Annotated in this window: 16 protein-coding genes; 6 read left to right on the top strand and 10 right to left on the bottom strand. The window is 75.4% G+C overall.

Annotated elements, in window-relative coordinates; genetic code table 11:
• Nucleotides 1-9: 9 nt before the first annotated feature.
• Genes PVK74_RS07935 through PVK74_RS07910 form a run of 6 tightly spaced genes read left to right on the top strand, consistent with a single transcriptional unit; the run spans nt 10 to nt 4,891 of the window.
• Nucleotides 10-990, top strand: coding sequence for a carbohydrate ABC transporter permease (locus tag PVK74_RS07935; RefSeq protein ID WP_064445732.1), 981 nt, complete (start codon nt 10-12; stop codon nt 988-990).
• Entirely contained in the window at nt 987-1,856 is an 870-nt protein-coding gene (locus tag PVK74_RS07930; protein ID WP_274478682.1) for a carbohydrate ABC transporter permease, read from the top strand. Before PVK74_RS07935 ends, PVK74_RS07930 begins: the two co-directional genes overlap by 4 nt.
• Complete coding sequence (locus tag PVK74_RS07925; RefSeq protein WP_393100173.1) at nt 1,853-2,461, top strand: hypothetical protein; 609 nt, start codon at nt 1,853-1,855, stop codon at nt 2,459-2,461. The genes PVK74_RS07930 and PVK74_RS07925 overlap by 4 nt, the downstream gene beginning before the upstream one ends.
• Nucleotides 2,458-3,300 carry a DUF6807 domain-containing protein gene (locus PVK74_RS07920; RefSeq protein ID WP_274478679.1) on the top strand — a complete coding sequence of 281 codons (843 nt, stop codon included), beginning with the start codon at nt 2,458-2,460 and terminating at the stop codon, nt 3,298-3,300. The genes PVK74_RS07925 and PVK74_RS07920 overlap by 4 nt, the downstream gene beginning before the upstream one ends.
• Nucleotides 3,297-4,280 carry a sugar kinase gene (locus PVK74_RS07915; protein ID WP_274478678.1) on the top strand — a complete coding sequence of 328 codons (984 nt, stop codon included), beginning with the start codon at nt 3,297-3,299 and terminating at the stop codon, nt 4,278-4,280. The genes PVK74_RS07920 and PVK74_RS07915 overlap by 4 nt, the downstream gene beginning before the upstream one ends.
• Nucleotides 4,277-4,891 carry a bifunctional 4-hydroxy-2-oxoglutarate aldolase/2-dehydro-3-deoxy-phosphogluconate aldolase gene (locus PVK74_RS07910; protein WP_043323565.1) on the top strand — a complete coding sequence of 205 codons (615 nt, stop codon included), beginning with the start codon at nt 4,277-4,279 and terminating at the stop codon, nt 4,889-4,891. Before PVK74_RS07915 ends, PVK74_RS07910 begins: the two co-directional genes overlap by 4 nt.
• Here PVK74_RS07910 and PVK74_RS07905 read toward each other — a convergent pair.
• The 10 genes from PVK74_RS07905 to PVK74_RS07860 are packed head-to-tail and all read right to left on the bottom strand — an operon-like array spanning nt 4,884 to nt 13,612.
• On the bottom strand, nt 4,884-5,648 hold the full coding sequence (locus PVK74_RS07905; RefSeq protein ID WP_274478677.1) for a hypothetical protein: 765 nt from the start codon (nt 5,646-5,648) through the stop codon (nt 4,884-4,886). The two genes, PVK74_RS07910 and PVK74_RS07905, sit on opposite strands and share 8 nt — an antisense overlap.
• A gap of 18 nt (nt 5,649-5,666) precedes the next feature.
• The gene (locus PVK74_RS07900; protein ID WP_274478676.1) at nt 5,667-6,143 is read right to left on the bottom strand and encodes a hypothetical protein; all 477 of its coding nucleotides are present in this window, start codon (nt 6,141-6,143) and stop codon (nt 5,667-5,669) included.
• Nucleotides 6,140-7,060 (bottom strand): carbohydrate-binding protein, encoded by a 921-nt coding sequence (locus tag PVK74_RS07895; protein ID WP_069088530.1) that lies wholly within the window; start codon nt 7,058-7,060, stop codon nt 6,140-6,142. The genes PVK74_RS07900 and PVK74_RS07895 overlap by 4 nt, the downstream gene beginning before the upstream one ends.
• Nucleotides 7,057-7,719, bottom strand: a complete 663-nt coding sequence (locus PVK74_RS07890; protein WP_274478673.1) for a phage tail protein — start codon at nt 7,717-7,719, stop codon at nt 7,057-7,059. The genes PVK74_RS07895 and PVK74_RS07890 overlap by 4 nt, the downstream gene beginning before the upstream one ends.
• The gene (locus PVK74_RS07885; RefSeq protein WP_274478671.1) at nt 7,700-10,321 is read right to left on the bottom strand and encodes a putative baseplate assembly protein; all 2,622 of its coding nucleotides are present in this window, start codon (nt 10,319-10,321) and stop codon (nt 7,700-7,702) included. Before PVK74_RS07885 ends, PVK74_RS07890 begins: the two co-directional genes overlap by 20 nt.
• Nucleotides 10,318-10,758: a GPW/gp25 family protein gene (locus tag PVK74_RS07880; RefSeq protein ID WP_274478669.1), complete on the bottom strand. Its 441-nt coding sequence runs from the start codon at nt 10,756-10,758 to the stop codon at nt 10,318-10,320. The genes PVK74_RS07885 and PVK74_RS07880 overlap by 4 nt, the downstream gene beginning before the upstream one ends.
• Nucleotides 10,755-11,093, bottom strand: a complete 339-nt coding sequence (locus PVK74_RS07875; RefSeq protein ID WP_064445743.1) for a hypothetical protein — start codon at nt 11,091-11,093, stop codon at nt 10,755-10,757. The genes PVK74_RS07880 and PVK74_RS07875 overlap by 4 nt, the downstream gene beginning before the upstream one ends.
• A complete protein-coding gene (locus tag PVK74_RS07870; RefSeq protein WP_064445744.1) occupies nt 11,093-12,664 on the bottom strand; it encodes a phage baseplate assembly protein V in 1,572 nt (523 codons plus the stop codon). Before PVK74_RS07870 ends, PVK74_RS07875 begins: the two co-directional genes overlap by 1 nt.
• Before the next feature lie 49 nt (nt 12,665-12,713).
• Nucleotides 12,714-13,472 carry a CIS tube protein gene (locus PVK74_RS07865; protein ID WP_064445745.1) on the bottom strand — a complete coding sequence of 253 codons (759 nt, stop codon included), beginning with the start codon at nt 13,470-13,472 and terminating at the stop codon, nt 12,714-12,716.
• Nucleotides 13,472-13,612 carry a hypothetical protein gene (locus tag PVK74_RS07860; protein ID WP_231915426.1) on the bottom strand — a complete coding sequence of 47 codons (141 nt, stop codon included), beginning with the start codon at nt 13,610-13,612 and terminating at the stop codon, nt 13,472-13,474. Before PVK74_RS07860 ends, PVK74_RS07865 begins: the two co-directional genes overlap by 1 nt.
• Between the last annotated feature and the right edge of the window lie 200 nt (nt 13,613-13,812).

The raw sequence follows: 13,812 nt of genomic DNA, 5'->3' as shown, positions 1-13,812 counted from the left end.
ACCGGTCCCGTGGCTGTCACCACGGCGCCCGGCCGGACCCCGCGCACCGGACCGGCCGGCCCTCGCCCCACGCGGCGTCGGGCCGGCCGGGCCCGGCTCGGCGAGGGCCTGGCGGGGTACGTCTTCCTCTCGCCCTGGCTCATCGGACTGATGGGCGTCACGGCGATCCCGATGCTGCTGTCGCTCTGGCTGAGCTTCACCGACTACGACATCCTCACGCCGCTGTCCGAGGTGCGGTGGGTGGGGCTGGCCAACTACGAGCGGATGTTCACCGCCGACCCGTCGTACTGGCACGCGGTGCGGGTCACGCTGACGTTCGCGCTGATCGCGGTGCCGCTGAAGCTGGCCGCCGCGCTCGGCGTGGCGCTGCTGCTCAACCGGGCCTGGCGCGGCGTCGGGCTGTTCCGCAGCCTGTTCTACCTGCCGTCGCTGCTCGGCGGCAGCGTCGCGCTGGCCATCGTCTGGGTCAACATGTTCAACCGGGACGGCGCGTTCAACTCGTTCCTCGCCCTGTTCGGCGTCGAGGGGCTGCCCTGGGTCAGCGACCCGGACTGGGCGCTGGAGACGCTGATGGTGCTGGCCATCTGGCAGTTCGGCGCGCCCATGGTGATCTTCCTGGCCGGGCTGAAGCAGGTGCCCACCGAGCTGTACGAGGCGGCGGCGGTGGACGGCGCCGGGGCGTGGCGGCGCTTCCGCGCGGTCACCCTGCCCATGCTCTCCCCGGTGATCTTCTTCAACCTGGTGCTGGAGACCATCAACGGCTTCCAGGGCTTCACCGCCGCGTTCGTGCTCAGCAACGGCACCGGCGGCCCGGTCGACTCCACCCTGATGTACACGCTGAAGCTCTACATCTCCGGCTTCACCGACCTGGAGATGGGCTACGCGTCGGCGATGGCGTGGGTGTTCCTGGTGGCGATCGGCGTGGTCACCGCCGTCTTCTTCAGCACCGGCCGGTTCTGGGTGCACTATTCGGACGGAGACGACTCATGACGGCGCTTCCTGTCGCCCGCCGCCGGCCGGGCGGCGGCCGCAACGTCCTGCGGCTGGTCGTGCTCGTGGCGATCGTCGCGGTGGTGCTCTACCCGCTGTTCTGGATGCTCGGCACGTCGGTCAAGTCGCAGGCCGAGATCGTCAACAACGTCGGCCTGCTGCCGGAGGTGTTCACCCCCGGCAACTACGTCGACGGCTGGACCAACTTCGACATCAGCTTCGGCCGGTTCTTCCTCAACAGCGCAGTGGTCAGCGCGCTCACCGTCGTCGGCAACGCGCTGTCCTGCCTGCTCGCCGCGTACGCCCTGGGCCGGCTGCGGTTCCGGCTGCGCAAGCTGTGGTTCACCGTCATGATCGGAACGCTGCTGCTGCCCGGGCACGTGCTGATCGTGCCGCAGTACATCCTGTTCCGCAGCCTTGGCCTCGTCGGCGGCGACTGGCCGTACCTGCCGCTGCTGGTGCCGCAGTTCCTGGCCACCGAGGCGTTCTTCGTCTTCCTCATGGTGCAGTTCATGCGCGGCATCCCGCGCGAGCTGGACGAGGCGGCCACCATCGACGGCGCGTCCCCGTACGGCGTGTTCCGGCACGTCATCCTGCCGCTGAGCCGCCCGGCGCTGGTCACCACCGCGATCTTCTCGTTCATCTGGACCTGGAACGACTTCTTCCGGCAACTGGTGTTCCTGTCCAGCCTGGAGGACTACACGATCCCGGTGGCGCTGACGCTGTTCATCGACTCGACGAGCCAGAGCGCCGTCGGCCCGATGTTCGCCATGTCGGTGCTGTCGCTGCTGCCGGTGTTCCTGTTCTTCCTGGCCTTCCAGCGGATGCTCGTCGAGGGCATCAACACCAGCGGGCTGAAGGGATGACCGCCGTGCCTGCCCGTGCCGACTGGCGGGACACGCTGCGCGAGGCGACCGACCTGGCGCTGCTCGGCTTCGCCGTGGCGCTGGCCGCGCTGCCGGTGCTCACGCTCGCCCCGGCGCTCGCCACCGCCAGTGCCGCGCTGCACGACAGGTCGGTCACCGGTTCCTGGCCCGACGCGCGGACCAGCCTGGCCCGGTTCGGCCGCGCGCTGCCCGCCGGGCTCGCGGTCAGCGCCGTCGCCCTGGCCGCCGTCGCGCTGCTCACCGCCGACCTGCTCGCGCTCGCCACCGGCCGGGTACCCGGCGGCGGGCCCGCGCTCGCGCTCACCGCCGTCGTGGTCGCGGTCCTGCTCGGGTACGCGGGCCTGGTCACCGTCGCGGTCGGGCGCAGCGGCGGCCGGGGCTGGCAGTCCGCCGCCCGTAAGGTGGCCCGCACCTGCCCGCAGCGCCCCGGCGTGTGGGCCGCCGCCTCCGGCATCTGCGCCCTCGCGGTGCTGCTGGGCGTGCTGGTCACGCCGGTCGCGGTGCCGATCCTCGGCGGGTACGCCCTCGCGGCGCTGCACGCGCTCGACGCCCGCCGCCCGGTCCCCGCCCCGGACCCGACGTGACCGCCGAACCCCGGCTGGTGGTGGACGGCGCCGAGGTGGCCCGGTACCTGGTCCGGCCGGAGCTGGACCCGCGCCACGGGCCCCGGCCGTACCTGCATCCGGTGCGGACCCGGGCCGGCACGCCGGTCACCGACGCGCTCCCGGCCGACCACGTCTGGCACCTCGGCGCGTCACTGGCCGTGCAGGACGTGGACGGCGTCAACCTGTGGGGCGGCCGGACGTACGTGCGCGGCACCGGCTACACCTGGCGCGACGACCACGGCGTCATCGCGCACACCGGCTGGCGGGAGCGGGCAGCCGACCGGCTCGACCACGACCTGGAATGGCGGGACCGGCACGGCCGGGTGCTGCTGCGCGAACACCGGCGGATCACCGCCACCCCGGCCGGGGAGGACGCCTGGTGGCTTGACCTGTCCGCCACGCTCACCTCCGCCACCGGCGCCAACGTGCGCCTGGGCAGCCCGGCCACGAACGGCCGCCCGGGCGGCGCCGGCTACGGCGGATTCTTCTGGCGTGCCGTGGCCGACGGGGAAGCGCGGGTGCGCACCGCCGAGGCGGTGGGCGAGGAGGCGGTGAACGGCTCGGCCGCGCCCTGGCTGGCGTTGTCCGCCTCCGCGCCCGGCGGTGGCGCGTACACGCTGGTGTTCACCGGTCTGGGGCCGGGTGACAGGTGGTTCGTGCGCACCGCGATGTACCCGGGCGTCTGCGTCGCGTACGCGTTCGACAGCCCGGCGGTGGTCGCGGCCAGCCGGCCCCGGCACAACCGGCACCGGGTGCTGGTCGCCGACGGCCACCTCGACCCGGCCGACGTGTCGGCCCGCCTGGGGGTGACGCCGTGAGCCCGGCGGGCGGGCCGGAGGTGGTCTGCGTGGGCGAGACGATGGTGGTGCTCGCCCCCGATGACGGCGGGTCGCTGGAGCGCGCGGCGCGGCTGACCGTCGGCGTGGGCGGCGCGGAGTCGAACGTGGCGGCCGGGCTGGCCCGGCTCGGGCACCGCGCGGCGTGGGTGAGCCGGGTCGGCGACGACCCGTTCGGGCGGCGGGTGGTGGCCGAGGTCGCCGCCGCGGGCGTGGACGTCAGCCTGGTCACCGTGGACCCGGACGCGCCGACCGGGCTCTACCTGAAGGAACCGGGGCCGTACGGCACCCGCGTGCACTACCACCGCGCCGGGTCGGCCGCGAGCCGCCTCGGCGCCGCCGACCTCACGCGTTCCGGGCTGGCCGGGGCACGCCTGCTGCACCTGTCCGGCATCACCGCGGCGCTCTCCGGCACCTGCCGTGACCTGCTCGTATCCGCGCTGGACGGGCGCGCGCTACCGGGTGCCCGGGTCAGCTTCGACGTGAACCACCGCCCGGCGCTCTGGCCCGCCGACCGGGCCGCCCCGGTCCTGCACGGCCTGGCCGACCGCGCCGACGTGGTGCTGGTCGGGCTGGACGAGGCGGCCGGGCTCTGGGCTGCGGACGATCCGGCCGACGTTCGTGCCCTGCTGCCCGACCCGGAACTGGTGGTGGTCAAGGACGGGCCGGTCGGCGCGACGGCGCTGCCGCGTACCGGGCCGGCGGTGTTCGTGCCGGCGCTGCCGGTGGACGTGGTGGAGCCGGTCGGCGCGGGTGACGCGTTCGCCGCCGGGTTCCTGTCCGGGCTGCTGCGCGGCCTGGACCTGCGCGCCTGTCTGCGGCTGGGGCACCTGACCGCCGCGCCGGTGCTGGTCGTGCCGGGCGACACCGCGCCGCCGCCTGATCCGGAGACGATCGCGCGGGCGCTGGCGCTGCCGGAGACGATGTGGACCGCGCAGGTCAGGGGAGGGAGCGGGAGATGAGCGGGCACGACTTCGAAGCCCTGTTCGGCGACGCGCGGGTGATGGTGATCCTGCGCGACCTGCCTGTCGACGAGACGGTCCGGCTGGCGGAACTGGCCTGGGATCTCGGCATCGCCGTGGTGGAGGTGCCCATCCGTACCCCGGAAGCGGTGCCGGCGCTGCGCGCCGCCGTGACGGCCGGGCGGCGGCGGGACCGGATCGTCGGCGCGGGCACCGTGCGTACCCCGGCGCAGGTCCACGACGCGGTGGCCGCCGGGGCGGCGTTCACAGTGGCGCCCGGCCTGGACCTGGCGGTGGCCGACGCGGCGGCCGGTCTCGGCGTGCCGCACCTGCCCGGCGTGGCCACCCCGACCGAGGCGCAGCGGGCGCTCGACCACGGCCTGGTGTGGCTCAAGGCGTTCCCGGCGGTCAGCCTCGGCCCGGCCTGGTTCCGGGCGGTGGCCGGGCCGCTGCCGGAGGCCCGGTTCGTCGCCACCGGCGGCGTCGACGCCGGCAACGCGGAAGACTTCCTCGCCGCCGGGGCGCGCGTGGTGGCGGTCGGGTCGGCGCTCACCGACCCGCAGCAGCTGCCGCGCCTGGCCACGCTCGCGGCCGGCGGCGCGGTCACCTGACGGTACGACCGGACGTGGTGGCGGTGGTCCGGATCGCCTTCACGATCGCCGGGATCGACCCGATCAGCAGCACCAGCGCCCAGATCAGCGCCACCACCGCGAACACCACGGCGCCCAGGTCGTCCAGGATGCTGACCAGGATCACCGGCACCAGGCCGTGCAGGAACTGCAGCACCACTGTGCACAGCAGCGTGGTCAGCACCAGCGCGACGAGGCCCTTGTTGCGCAGGAACCGGGGCTGGGCGGCGAGCAGCAGCCCGGCCCAGACCAGTTTGAGCAGCAGCGCCAGCCCGAGCAGCACCGCCGCGTCGTCGACCGGGAAGAACCCCCACACCGCGAGGTACGCCAGCGTGCCGAACGGCGGCGCCAGGAACAGCGACACCATCACCGTCAGCTCGACGAACGCGACGATCAGCAGGACCAGCGACACCAGCAGCAGCACGATCGAGAAGACGAGCGTGGCCACGCCCTGCACCCGGCCCTGCATCCGGTCCGGCAGCACCAGGCTCAGGCAGAACAGCCCGGTCGTCCAGAGCGCCACCACGTCGATCAGCGCGAGGTACCCGATGCCCCGGCCGGACGGCTCGGCCACCGCGCCGACGTCGCCCAGCTCGACGCCGAGCTGCCCGGCGCGCTCCCGCAGCGCGCCGCTCGCGTCGCCGCCGCCGGTCAGCGCCGCCGCGCCCAGCTCCACGCCGACCACGAGCGCCACCGCGAGCAACGCCAGCAGCAGGAACGGCTTGCGCAACTCACCCATGCCGCGTCTCCGTCCCGGTCAGGACCGGGCCAGCGTGACCGAACATCCGCCACCTCCCGGACACCGCAGGAGCACCTCGGTCTCCCGGTCCACCGCCACCTTCGCCACCGCCGGGCCGTCCGCGTCCGGGGCGACCTCGTCGGTGACCGTCACGTCCGCGTCGCCCGGCGCGCGGGCTGTCACCTCGAACGGTGTCGTGCCGCGCAGCACCAGCGTGCGCAGCGCGCCCGGGTCGGCCACCCGCAGCCGGCACACCGTGCCGAAGGTGAGCGTCACCCCGTCGGCGGTGGTGGCCGGATCGGCGGCCGGCGGCAGGCAGTTCACCGCCACCGTCGCCGGGTCGACCGTCCCGGACCCGCGTCCCAGCCGGGCCAGCGCGCCCGGCCCGGCCGCCGGGTCGCCCCTGTCGTCGCGGCGTCCGGCCACCGCCACCACGTACAGCGCCACCAGCAGCACTGCCACCGCCACCAGCAGCACCTTCTGCCTGGTGGTCATGGCCGGACGACGGGCGTGAAGCGGATCTCGTCCACGCCCGCGAAGTACCTGTCGGTGCCCTGCGTCTTGCTCACCGCCACGAGCGTCAGCTTGTGCGGGCCGCGGGTCAGCTCCAGGGTCCCCACGTCCACCTCGTCGGTGCGGACCACCGTCGGGGTGAACCCGAAGAACGTGTCGCCGACCTGCCGGCCGTCGACCAGCCAGATCGTGTTCGCGTAGTCGAACGACGTGGTCCGCACGGTGGAGAACCGCCAGGTGCCGTCGGACGGCAGATCCACCTGCACGGTGACCCGGTCGCCGACGCCCCGGCCCAGGAAGAACAGCTGGGCGTCGCCGGACCACACCACGTCGCAGCAGTTCTTTTGCGCCACCACGTCCGCCTTCGCGCCGGTGGTGGACTGCACCGTCGCGCCGGAGACCAGCGTCTCCGCCTCCACGGTCACCGCGTCGGCCTGCGGCGGCGCGGGGGTGTCCGGTCCGCGGGTCACCAGCCAGGCCACCACCCCGGCCACGACCAGCACCAGCGCCGCGGCGGCCGCGATCCACGGCCACGGCGCGCGCTTCGGGGGTACGACGGCCCGCACGTCGTACGTGACCCGGCCACTCGAGCGGGAACTCTCCTCCGGCGCGGTGTTCGCCGAGTACGCGAACCCGGTCATGTCGTAGCGCCGGGGCGGCGTGCCGGGCGGCACGGCCAGGCGTACCAGGAACGACACCGAGCCCTGCCCGGGCACCACCCGCTGCGGCTCGGCCACGGTGAACCAGGCCCGCTGGCTGCCCTCGCCGGGCGCGACGTCGAAGACGACGGTGTCCGGCGCGGTGCCCGGGTTCGACACGGTGAACGTCAGCTCACCGCTGTTGCGGGCGTCCAGGGTGAACTGTTCGGCGGCGGCGACGACTGTCCATTCGGTGGTCATGACGGCTCCTCGGGCGGATCGTGGGGTGCGGGTACGTGCGCCCGGCCGACCGCGCGCACCGTCGCCACCCCGGCGGCGGGCTCGGCATCGTCCGGCTCGGGCGTGGGCGGCGGGCCCGGGTCGGGCGGCGTCGGGTCGGAGGACGGGCCGGCCGGGTCCCCGGTGACGACCTCGACGGTGACCGCCGCCGGTTTCTCCGCCTCGACGATGCGGGTGACCAGCGCGAGCCGGTCGGCGGCGGCCGGTGGCACCCGCACCACCAGATGGAACGGCCGGTCCGGCGGTTCGTCCAGCACGAACCCGGTCACGCCGGTGGCCAGCTCCAGCGCGGTCCGCATGCCGTACGGGGTGCCGCGCCACCGGGCCAGCAGCGCGCCGTGCGCCACCAGGTCCCGCAGCCGGCCCGCCGGCAACGGCAGCGGCGCGTCGGCGCGGGGCGCGGCGACCACGTGGTCCATCGCCACCCAGCGGGTCAGGTACGCCACGAACCCGTCCGGCGTCCGGTACGCCCCGAACAGCGCGTCGACGTCGGCGAGCACCGCCTCGTCCGGGGCGTGCAGCGCCTCCATCACGTCCAGCAGCGCGCCCAGCACGCTGCCCGGGCCGGCGGCCCGCTGGTACGCGGCCGGCAGCAGCCGCTCAATCGCCGCTCGGCGCATCCTGCCGCACCACCTCGATGTCGTGCTCGCCGGAGCAGAGCAGCCAGGTGCCGGGGACGGTGACCACGTCGGCGGTGGCCTGGTTGGCGCTCGCCGTCCAGTCCTCGCCGTCGCCGCTGCGGAACACGCCGCGCTCGCCGCCGGCGAGCACCAGCCGCCCGGTGCCGGAGGTGCCGGTGGGCGCGGTGGCGGCGATGGCGTCGACCGGGACGAACCGGGTGCGGTCCCGCAGCGGCAGGCCGCAGTTGACCATCACCGGCGACCACTGCGGCTGCCCGGCGAGCGTGTCTAGGCGGACCACGCCGCCGCTCTGCGTCGCGGCGAGCGCGAGCGGGCCGCTGAACGCCAGGTCGCGGCAGGTGCCGCCGATCCAGCCGGACGCCATCGACTGCCACTTCACGTCCGACTCGAACAGCCGGGTGCGGTGGCAGCCCTGGCCGGGCTTCTTCGGGTCCGGCTCGCCCGCGCCGCACCACAGCAGCGTGGCCGGGCCGTCGTACTGGACGGCGAGGATCCGGTTGTCGACGTTGGCGAGGCCGACGTGGGCGAACGTGCCGGGCCGTCCGGCAGATGTCGACAGGTAGACGCCGAATCCGGCCTGCGCGGCCACCGCCACCCCTGGTGCGCCGCGCTCGGAGACGAACGCGCGCACCGCGTAGAAGCCCCGGTCGGCGTCGGCCGGGTCGACCAGGATCTGCAACGGCACCGCGCCGGGTAGCAGCGGCACCTCGTACAGGCCCGCGTCGGTGGCCAGCAGCAGCGCGCCGGTGCCGTCCCGGTCGATCCAGGCCAGATCGCGGACGCCGGAGTCGAGGTCGGTCAGCAGCGTCCACGTCTCACCCAGGTCGGTGCTCAGCCGGACCCGGGAGCCGCCGGCGGCGCGGGCCGTCACCACCGCCACCGAACCGGCCCGGGGGACCACGCCGGGGCGTACCGGGGCGGGCGCGGGCACCACCCGCACCACTGTCTCGTCGTCGAACCGGCCGGCCGGTTCCCAGCCCGCCCCCGCGTTGGTGGAGCGGAACAGCACCGGGCCGCCGCCGGCGTACCAGGTGTCGGCCTGGTACTGGTCCACCGCCACGGTCCGTACCTGCGCGTCCGGCGCCTCGTCGACCACGAACCGCACCGACTCGACGTAGCGCACACCCGGCTCGGCGTGCTCCAGCATCCGGTACACGTTGGAGGCGCGCAGCGGCTCGCCGAACGCCCAGCCGGCCGGGTTCAGCGGCGTCGGCAGCGGGCTGAGCGTCTGGTGCAGCCGGTCGTGGATGCGGCGGCGCACCGCGTCCACGTCCTCCTCGCGGCGCACCACCACCCGGGCCCTGATCGACACCGCCTTGTACCGGGCCCAGCCCGCCCGCACCGCCGTACCCAGGGCACGGCGGCGTTCCAGGTCGGCCTCGACCCGGCGGCGGGCCTCCTCCACCTCGTGCTCGCGCAGCACCGCCACCGGCAGCCGGCCGCCGGGACGGGCCGCCTCCGGCACGTACGGCACCAGCACCACCTCGACCTCGCCGGGCCGGGCGAAGCTGTAGACGGCGGCCCGGGTGAACGCCCGCGCCCGCGCCACCGCCCCGGAGCCGGTGGCCAGGATCTCGAAGTCCCGGGCGGTCACCGCGCGCTGCTGGGCGAAGAACTCGTACGGCCCGCGCGCCAGCACCGACTCCAGCGACTCCAGTTCCCGCCCACCGGTGGCCGGCTCCGGGTTGTCCACCCTCACCCCCGGCAGCGGGTCGCGCAGGCTGGTCAGCACGCCCGCCGCGACGTTCCCGGCCGGTCCGCCGCCGCAGCGGTACCAGAGCCGCACCTGCCGTCCGTCCGGCGGCACCGCCGCCACAGTGGTCGCCCCGGCCGCCCCCTCGACGGCCGGGGCGCCACCGTCCGGGCGCAGGTCCAGCGCCGGGGCGAACGTGACCACCCCGGAGGCCCGGTCCACCAGGTAGACCTTCGCCTGCGGGCCGACACCGGCGAAGCTGTCCACCGGCCGCCAGATCTCGTACGTGCGCCCCTCGTGCTCGCGGGCGGCCGCGCCCAGCTCCACCGAACCGGCCGGCACCTCCACGCCGAGCAGCAGATCAAGCGCCTCGGTGGTACGGGTCAGCGGCGCACGGGCCGCCCGCAACACCTGACCGGGCTGCCCGGTGCCGGTGCCCAGCAGTTCCGCCTCGACCGGCTCGCAGTGGTGCACGCGTACCGTCGTCGTGGTCTCCCCGGCGGGCAGCACCGCCGGTTCGGTGGTCACGAAGACGACCGGCCGGGGGTCCGCGCCGCGGGCCGCGGCGACCCGGGTGCCGGCCGGCACCCGCACCGGGCCGCGGTCCGGGCCGGTACGGGTCAGGCGCACGTCCGCCCAGGCCGCCGCCGGTGGATGCCGGGTGACGCCGAGCAGGTTCAGGAACGCCACGTACGCCTTCTCCGGCAACTGGTTCAGCCGGTAGATCATCACCTCGGTCAGGTACGCGAACGCCTCCACCAGCGCCATGCCCGGGTCGTGCGCGGACAGGTCGGTCCAGTCCGGGCAGGACCGGGCGATGCGTTCCCGCGCCTCGGTGACCAGGTCGAGGAAGGCGCGGTCGTCCAGGTGCGGCACCGGCAGCGTCATGACGTGCCCTCCTCGTCTCCGGTTTCCTCGTCGGCGGGCAGCAGGTCGACGGAGAACACCAGGTGGCCGGGGGAGAGGCTGGCCCGCACCCGGTAGTCCAGCCGGATCACCAGACGCCACGGGTCGTCCGGGTCGGGGCCGGCGTCCACATCGAGCACCTCGACCCGGGGCTCCCAGCGCCGGATCGCCTGCCGCACGTAGTGGATCGCCAGCCCGGCCGTGGTGTCGTCGTTCGGCGCGAAGACGAGCCGGTGCAGCCGCGACCCGTACCCGGGACGCATCAGCCGCTCCCCGGGCGTGGTGGACAGCAGCAGGTACAGCGCTTGGCGTACCGTCTCGTCGCCGTCGGTCATGGCGAGCGAGCCTGCGGCGGTGAGCGCGAGACCACGGGCGCGGCCGGCGTCGAAGCCGGCGCCGACGAAGCGGAAGGCCCTCATGCGTCCGCCCCCAGGAAGCTCTGCCGCACGTCGCGGACCTGGTGGTGCACGGTGCCCGGCGGGGTGCCGTCGGTCAGGCCGTCCAGGTGCGACAGCACCACCGGCTGCCGGTCCACCCGCACCCACGTGCTGTAACCCACTGTCACGGTCAGCGTGTGCAGGCACGGTTTGATCGTCGGGCCGTAGTTGGGGCAGGCGGTGATGTCGCGCCCCTCCGGGTCGGGGCGGATCAGCACCGGCACGGCCTGGACCGTCACCCACTGCTGGGACGGGCGGTTGCTCACCCGCCCGTCGTGTCCGCAGGTGATCAGCGAGTCGCGGTGGATCCAGCGCATCAGCCACCTCCGGCGGAACGGGCGAGCGTACGGGCCTGCGCGGCGGCGGTCTCGGCGTCCTCGGCCGCCGGGGCGTGCAGGAAGTCGACGGTGCGGCCGCGTACCACGACGGCCCGGCCGGGCGCGGAGAGCACCAAATCCCCGGCGGCGTGCACGGTGGTCAGCTCGGGACGCAGCTCGACGAAGCTGCCCGCGTCGGTGGCCAGGCGCAGCGTGCGCCCGTCGTCGTCGATCACGATGGACTGCCCGGTGCCGGTCCGCATCGACCAGCGCCGCGAGCGGCCGGACACGATCCCGGTGTCGTACGGCTCGACCGCGCCGAACAGCGAACCGAGCACCACGCCCGAGGCCGGCTCGCCGCCGGGCAGCGCCACCAGCACGGTGTCGTCCGGATCGGGCAGCGCGACGATCCCCTTGCCCCGGCCCGCGCCCGGGCAGAGCACCGCGAGCCAGCCGGCGTCCAGATCGCCGTACGCGGGCAGCGTCACCCGGGCCCGGCCCAGCCCGTCCGGGTCGTCGACGTCGGTGACGGTGCCGAGCGTGACAGTCGCCGCCGGGGGCGCGGCCGACGGCGGCGGGCCGGGCGGCGCGGTGGAGAACCGGGTCAGGTGCCCATCGGCGTCCACCGTGTGCACCACCTCGGTGAGCACGTACACCCCGGCCAGCGGCTCCGGGACGCCGGCGAGCGCGATCCGCCGGCCCGGCCGCAGCGCCGGGTCGCCCTCCGCGGTGCCCTCGGCGGTGACCAGCGCCGCCACCCGGGCGTCCAGCCCGGCTCGGGCCAGCGCGGCCAGCTCGTCGTCGCTGCGGCCCGGCTGGTCCACAGCGGTACGCACGCCGTCCGCGCCCACGTCGCCCGGGTCGGGGCGCAGCGGAATGCGCCGCCCGCTGCGCGCCTCGTCCGCGCGCTGGCTCAGCGGCTCGGCGCGCTGCGGGTGCCAGCCGAGCACTGCGCACTCCGCGCCCGCCCGGTCCAGGTTCTCGGTGATCCGCAGCGCGTGCACCGTCTCGCCGAGCGTCAACGGCAGCGGCTCCCCGTAGCCGTCCAGCGTGCACAGCCGCAACCGGTCACCGTCCACGCCGAGGTGCAGCCCGGCCCGGCCGGCCACCTCGCACAGCAGATCCAGGTCGGTGTGCCGGTGCTGGAGCAGCCGGTCCAGGCGCGGCCCGTCGTCCTCGGCCGCCACGCTCAACCCCAGCCCGGCGCACAGGTCGGCGGCCAGCTCGGCGGCGGTCACCGACTCGAACACGCGCAGCTCCTGCCGCTTGCGCAGCCGGTGCAGCGGGTCGTACGCCCGGATCCGGGCCAGCGCGGCGCCGTCACCGGCGTACTCCCGCTCGACTGCTGTCACCTCGCCGGTGAACAGCGCCTCCGCCTGCCCGTCGAGGCGGACGTCGACTGTGGCGCCGGGGCGTACCGGAGGGTCGAGCGGACCCGCGCCGGGAGCGGCGGCGAGCGTCAGCTCGCACTGCGCGGGCCGGTCGAGGCGGGCGGCGACGCGGATGCCGCGCAGCCGGGCCGGATCGGCCAGCGGTCGCCCGTCGACCGTGACCAGGGCGGCCCGGCTCACGGCGCACCCCCGGCGGCCGCTCGCCGCGCCGGGCTGGTCGCGTGACGGGTCACGGCGTGCCTCCCGCGGTGACGGCGTCCGGCGCGACGGTGGCGGCGCCGGCCGGCGGGACGGCGAGCGCGGTGCCGGCGGGCACGGTGAGCGGATCGGTGATCCGGTTGTGCTCGGCGAGCAGACGCCAGCGCAGCGGCGAGCCCAGCGCGTCGTGGGCGAGCAGGTCGAAGCGCACCCCGGACCAGCCCGGCTCGGCCGCGCCGTCGGCGGCGGCGACCACCGCCGACCCGGGCGCGACAGCGGGTGTGCTCGCCGCGGCCAGTTCCTCCTCGAACCCGGCGCGCGCCGCCTCCGCGCCCTCCGCGACGCGGACCAGCTTCAGCCGCAGCCAGGAGCGCCGGGGCGTACCGGTGAGGGTGAACGCGTCGAACCGTTCCGCGATCGCCGTGATCACGCCCGGCACGTTCCAGGTCTTGCCCCAGACCAGGCGGACCAGCGGCGGGCGCAGCCAGCCGTGCTCGACCGCCGAGTTCTCCGCCAGCATCCACAACGGCCGGGTCAGCGTGCGGACGTCCTCCGGCCGGGCCGGGGACTCCACGAAGTCGACGTCGAAGAGCAGATCGAGGACCAGTTCGGTACGCCCGCCGCCGGTGAAGACCAGCGGGTCGTCGGCCAGCCCGGCGCCGGTCAGCGGCCCGTCCGGTCCGCCGCGCGGGCGTACCCCGGCCAGCCGGGTCACCTGCACGGTCTCCGGGTTGAGCAGGCAGTCGACCCGGGTGCCGGACTCGTCCACGAGGAAGGCGACGCGCTCCATCAGTCACCCGCCTGTTCCCGGTCCAGCCGGGCCGTGTCGCTCCACCGCGTGGGCTGCGGGGCGGGCCAGGCCGGTTCGGCCGGGAGCGCCGGCCACGGATCCGCGTGCGTCCCGCCGCCCTCGGCCATCCCGGTCGCCACCTGGCCCGTCGTGCGGATCGGGTCGGAACCGTCCGGCAGGGCCGGCCACGGGCTGCTGTACGTGGGACGCGCGGGCCACCGCCCCTGCCTCTCCCCGGACGCCGGGTCGTGTCCGCCCGGGTACGGCACGTCGGCGGCGCGCCCCGGGTACTGGGCGACGGATCCGTCCCTTGTCCCGTCGCGACCGTTCGTTGATCCGG

Source organism: Micromonospora chalcea, assembly GCF_028768405.1.
GTDB lineage: Bacteria > Actinomycetota > Actinomycetes > Mycobacteriales > Micromonosporaceae > Micromonospora > Micromonospora chalcea.
Note: the sequence above shows the minus strand (reverse complement) of the source record. Positions and strands in the feature narration are given on the sequence as shown.

Coding starts and splice junctions, on each gene's coding strand:
- PVK74_RS07930 (WP_274478682.1), top strand. CDS start 987: ATGACGGCGCTTCCTGTCGCCCGCCGCCGGCCGGGCGGCGGCCGCAAC.
- PVK74_RS07925 (WP_393100173.1), top strand. CDS start 1,853: ATGACCGCCGTGCCTGCCCGTGCCGACTGGCGGGACACGCTGCGCGAG.
- PVK74_RS07910 (WP_043323565.1), top strand. CDS start 4,277: ATGAGCGGGCACGACTTCGAAGCCCTGTTCGGCGACGCGCGGGTGATG.
- PVK74_RS07905 (WP_274478677.1), bottom strand. CDS start 5,648: ATGGGTGAGTTGCGCAAGCCGTTCCTGCTGCTGGCGTTGCTCGCGGTG.
- PVK74_RS07900 (WP_274478676.1), bottom strand. CDS start 6,143: ATGACCACCAGGCAGAAGGTGCTGCTGGTGGCGGTGGCAGTGCTGCTG.
- PVK74_RS07895 (WP_069088530.1), bottom strand. CDS start 7,060: ATGACCACCGAATGGACAGTCGTCGCCGCCGCCGAACAGTTCACCCTG.
- PVK74_RS07890 (WP_274478673.1), bottom strand. CDS start 7,719: ATGCGCCGAGCGGCGATTGAGCGGCTGCTGCCGGCCGCGTACCAGCGG.
- PVK74_RS07885 (WP_274478671.1), bottom strand. CDS start 10,321: ATGACGCTGCCGGTGCCGCACCTGGACGACCGCGCCTTCCTCGACCTG.
- PVK74_RS07880 (WP_274478669.1), bottom strand. CDS start 10,758: ATGAGGGCCTTCCGCTTCGTCGGCGCCGGCTTCGACGCCGGCCGCGCC.
- PVK74_RS07875 (WP_064445743.1), bottom strand. CDS start 11,093: ATGCGCTGGATCCACCGCGACTCGCTGATCACCTGCGGACACGACGGG.
- PVK74_RS07865 (WP_064445745.1), bottom strand. CDS start 13,472: ATGGAGCGCGTCGCCTTCCTCGTGGACGAGTCCGGCACCCGGGTCGAC.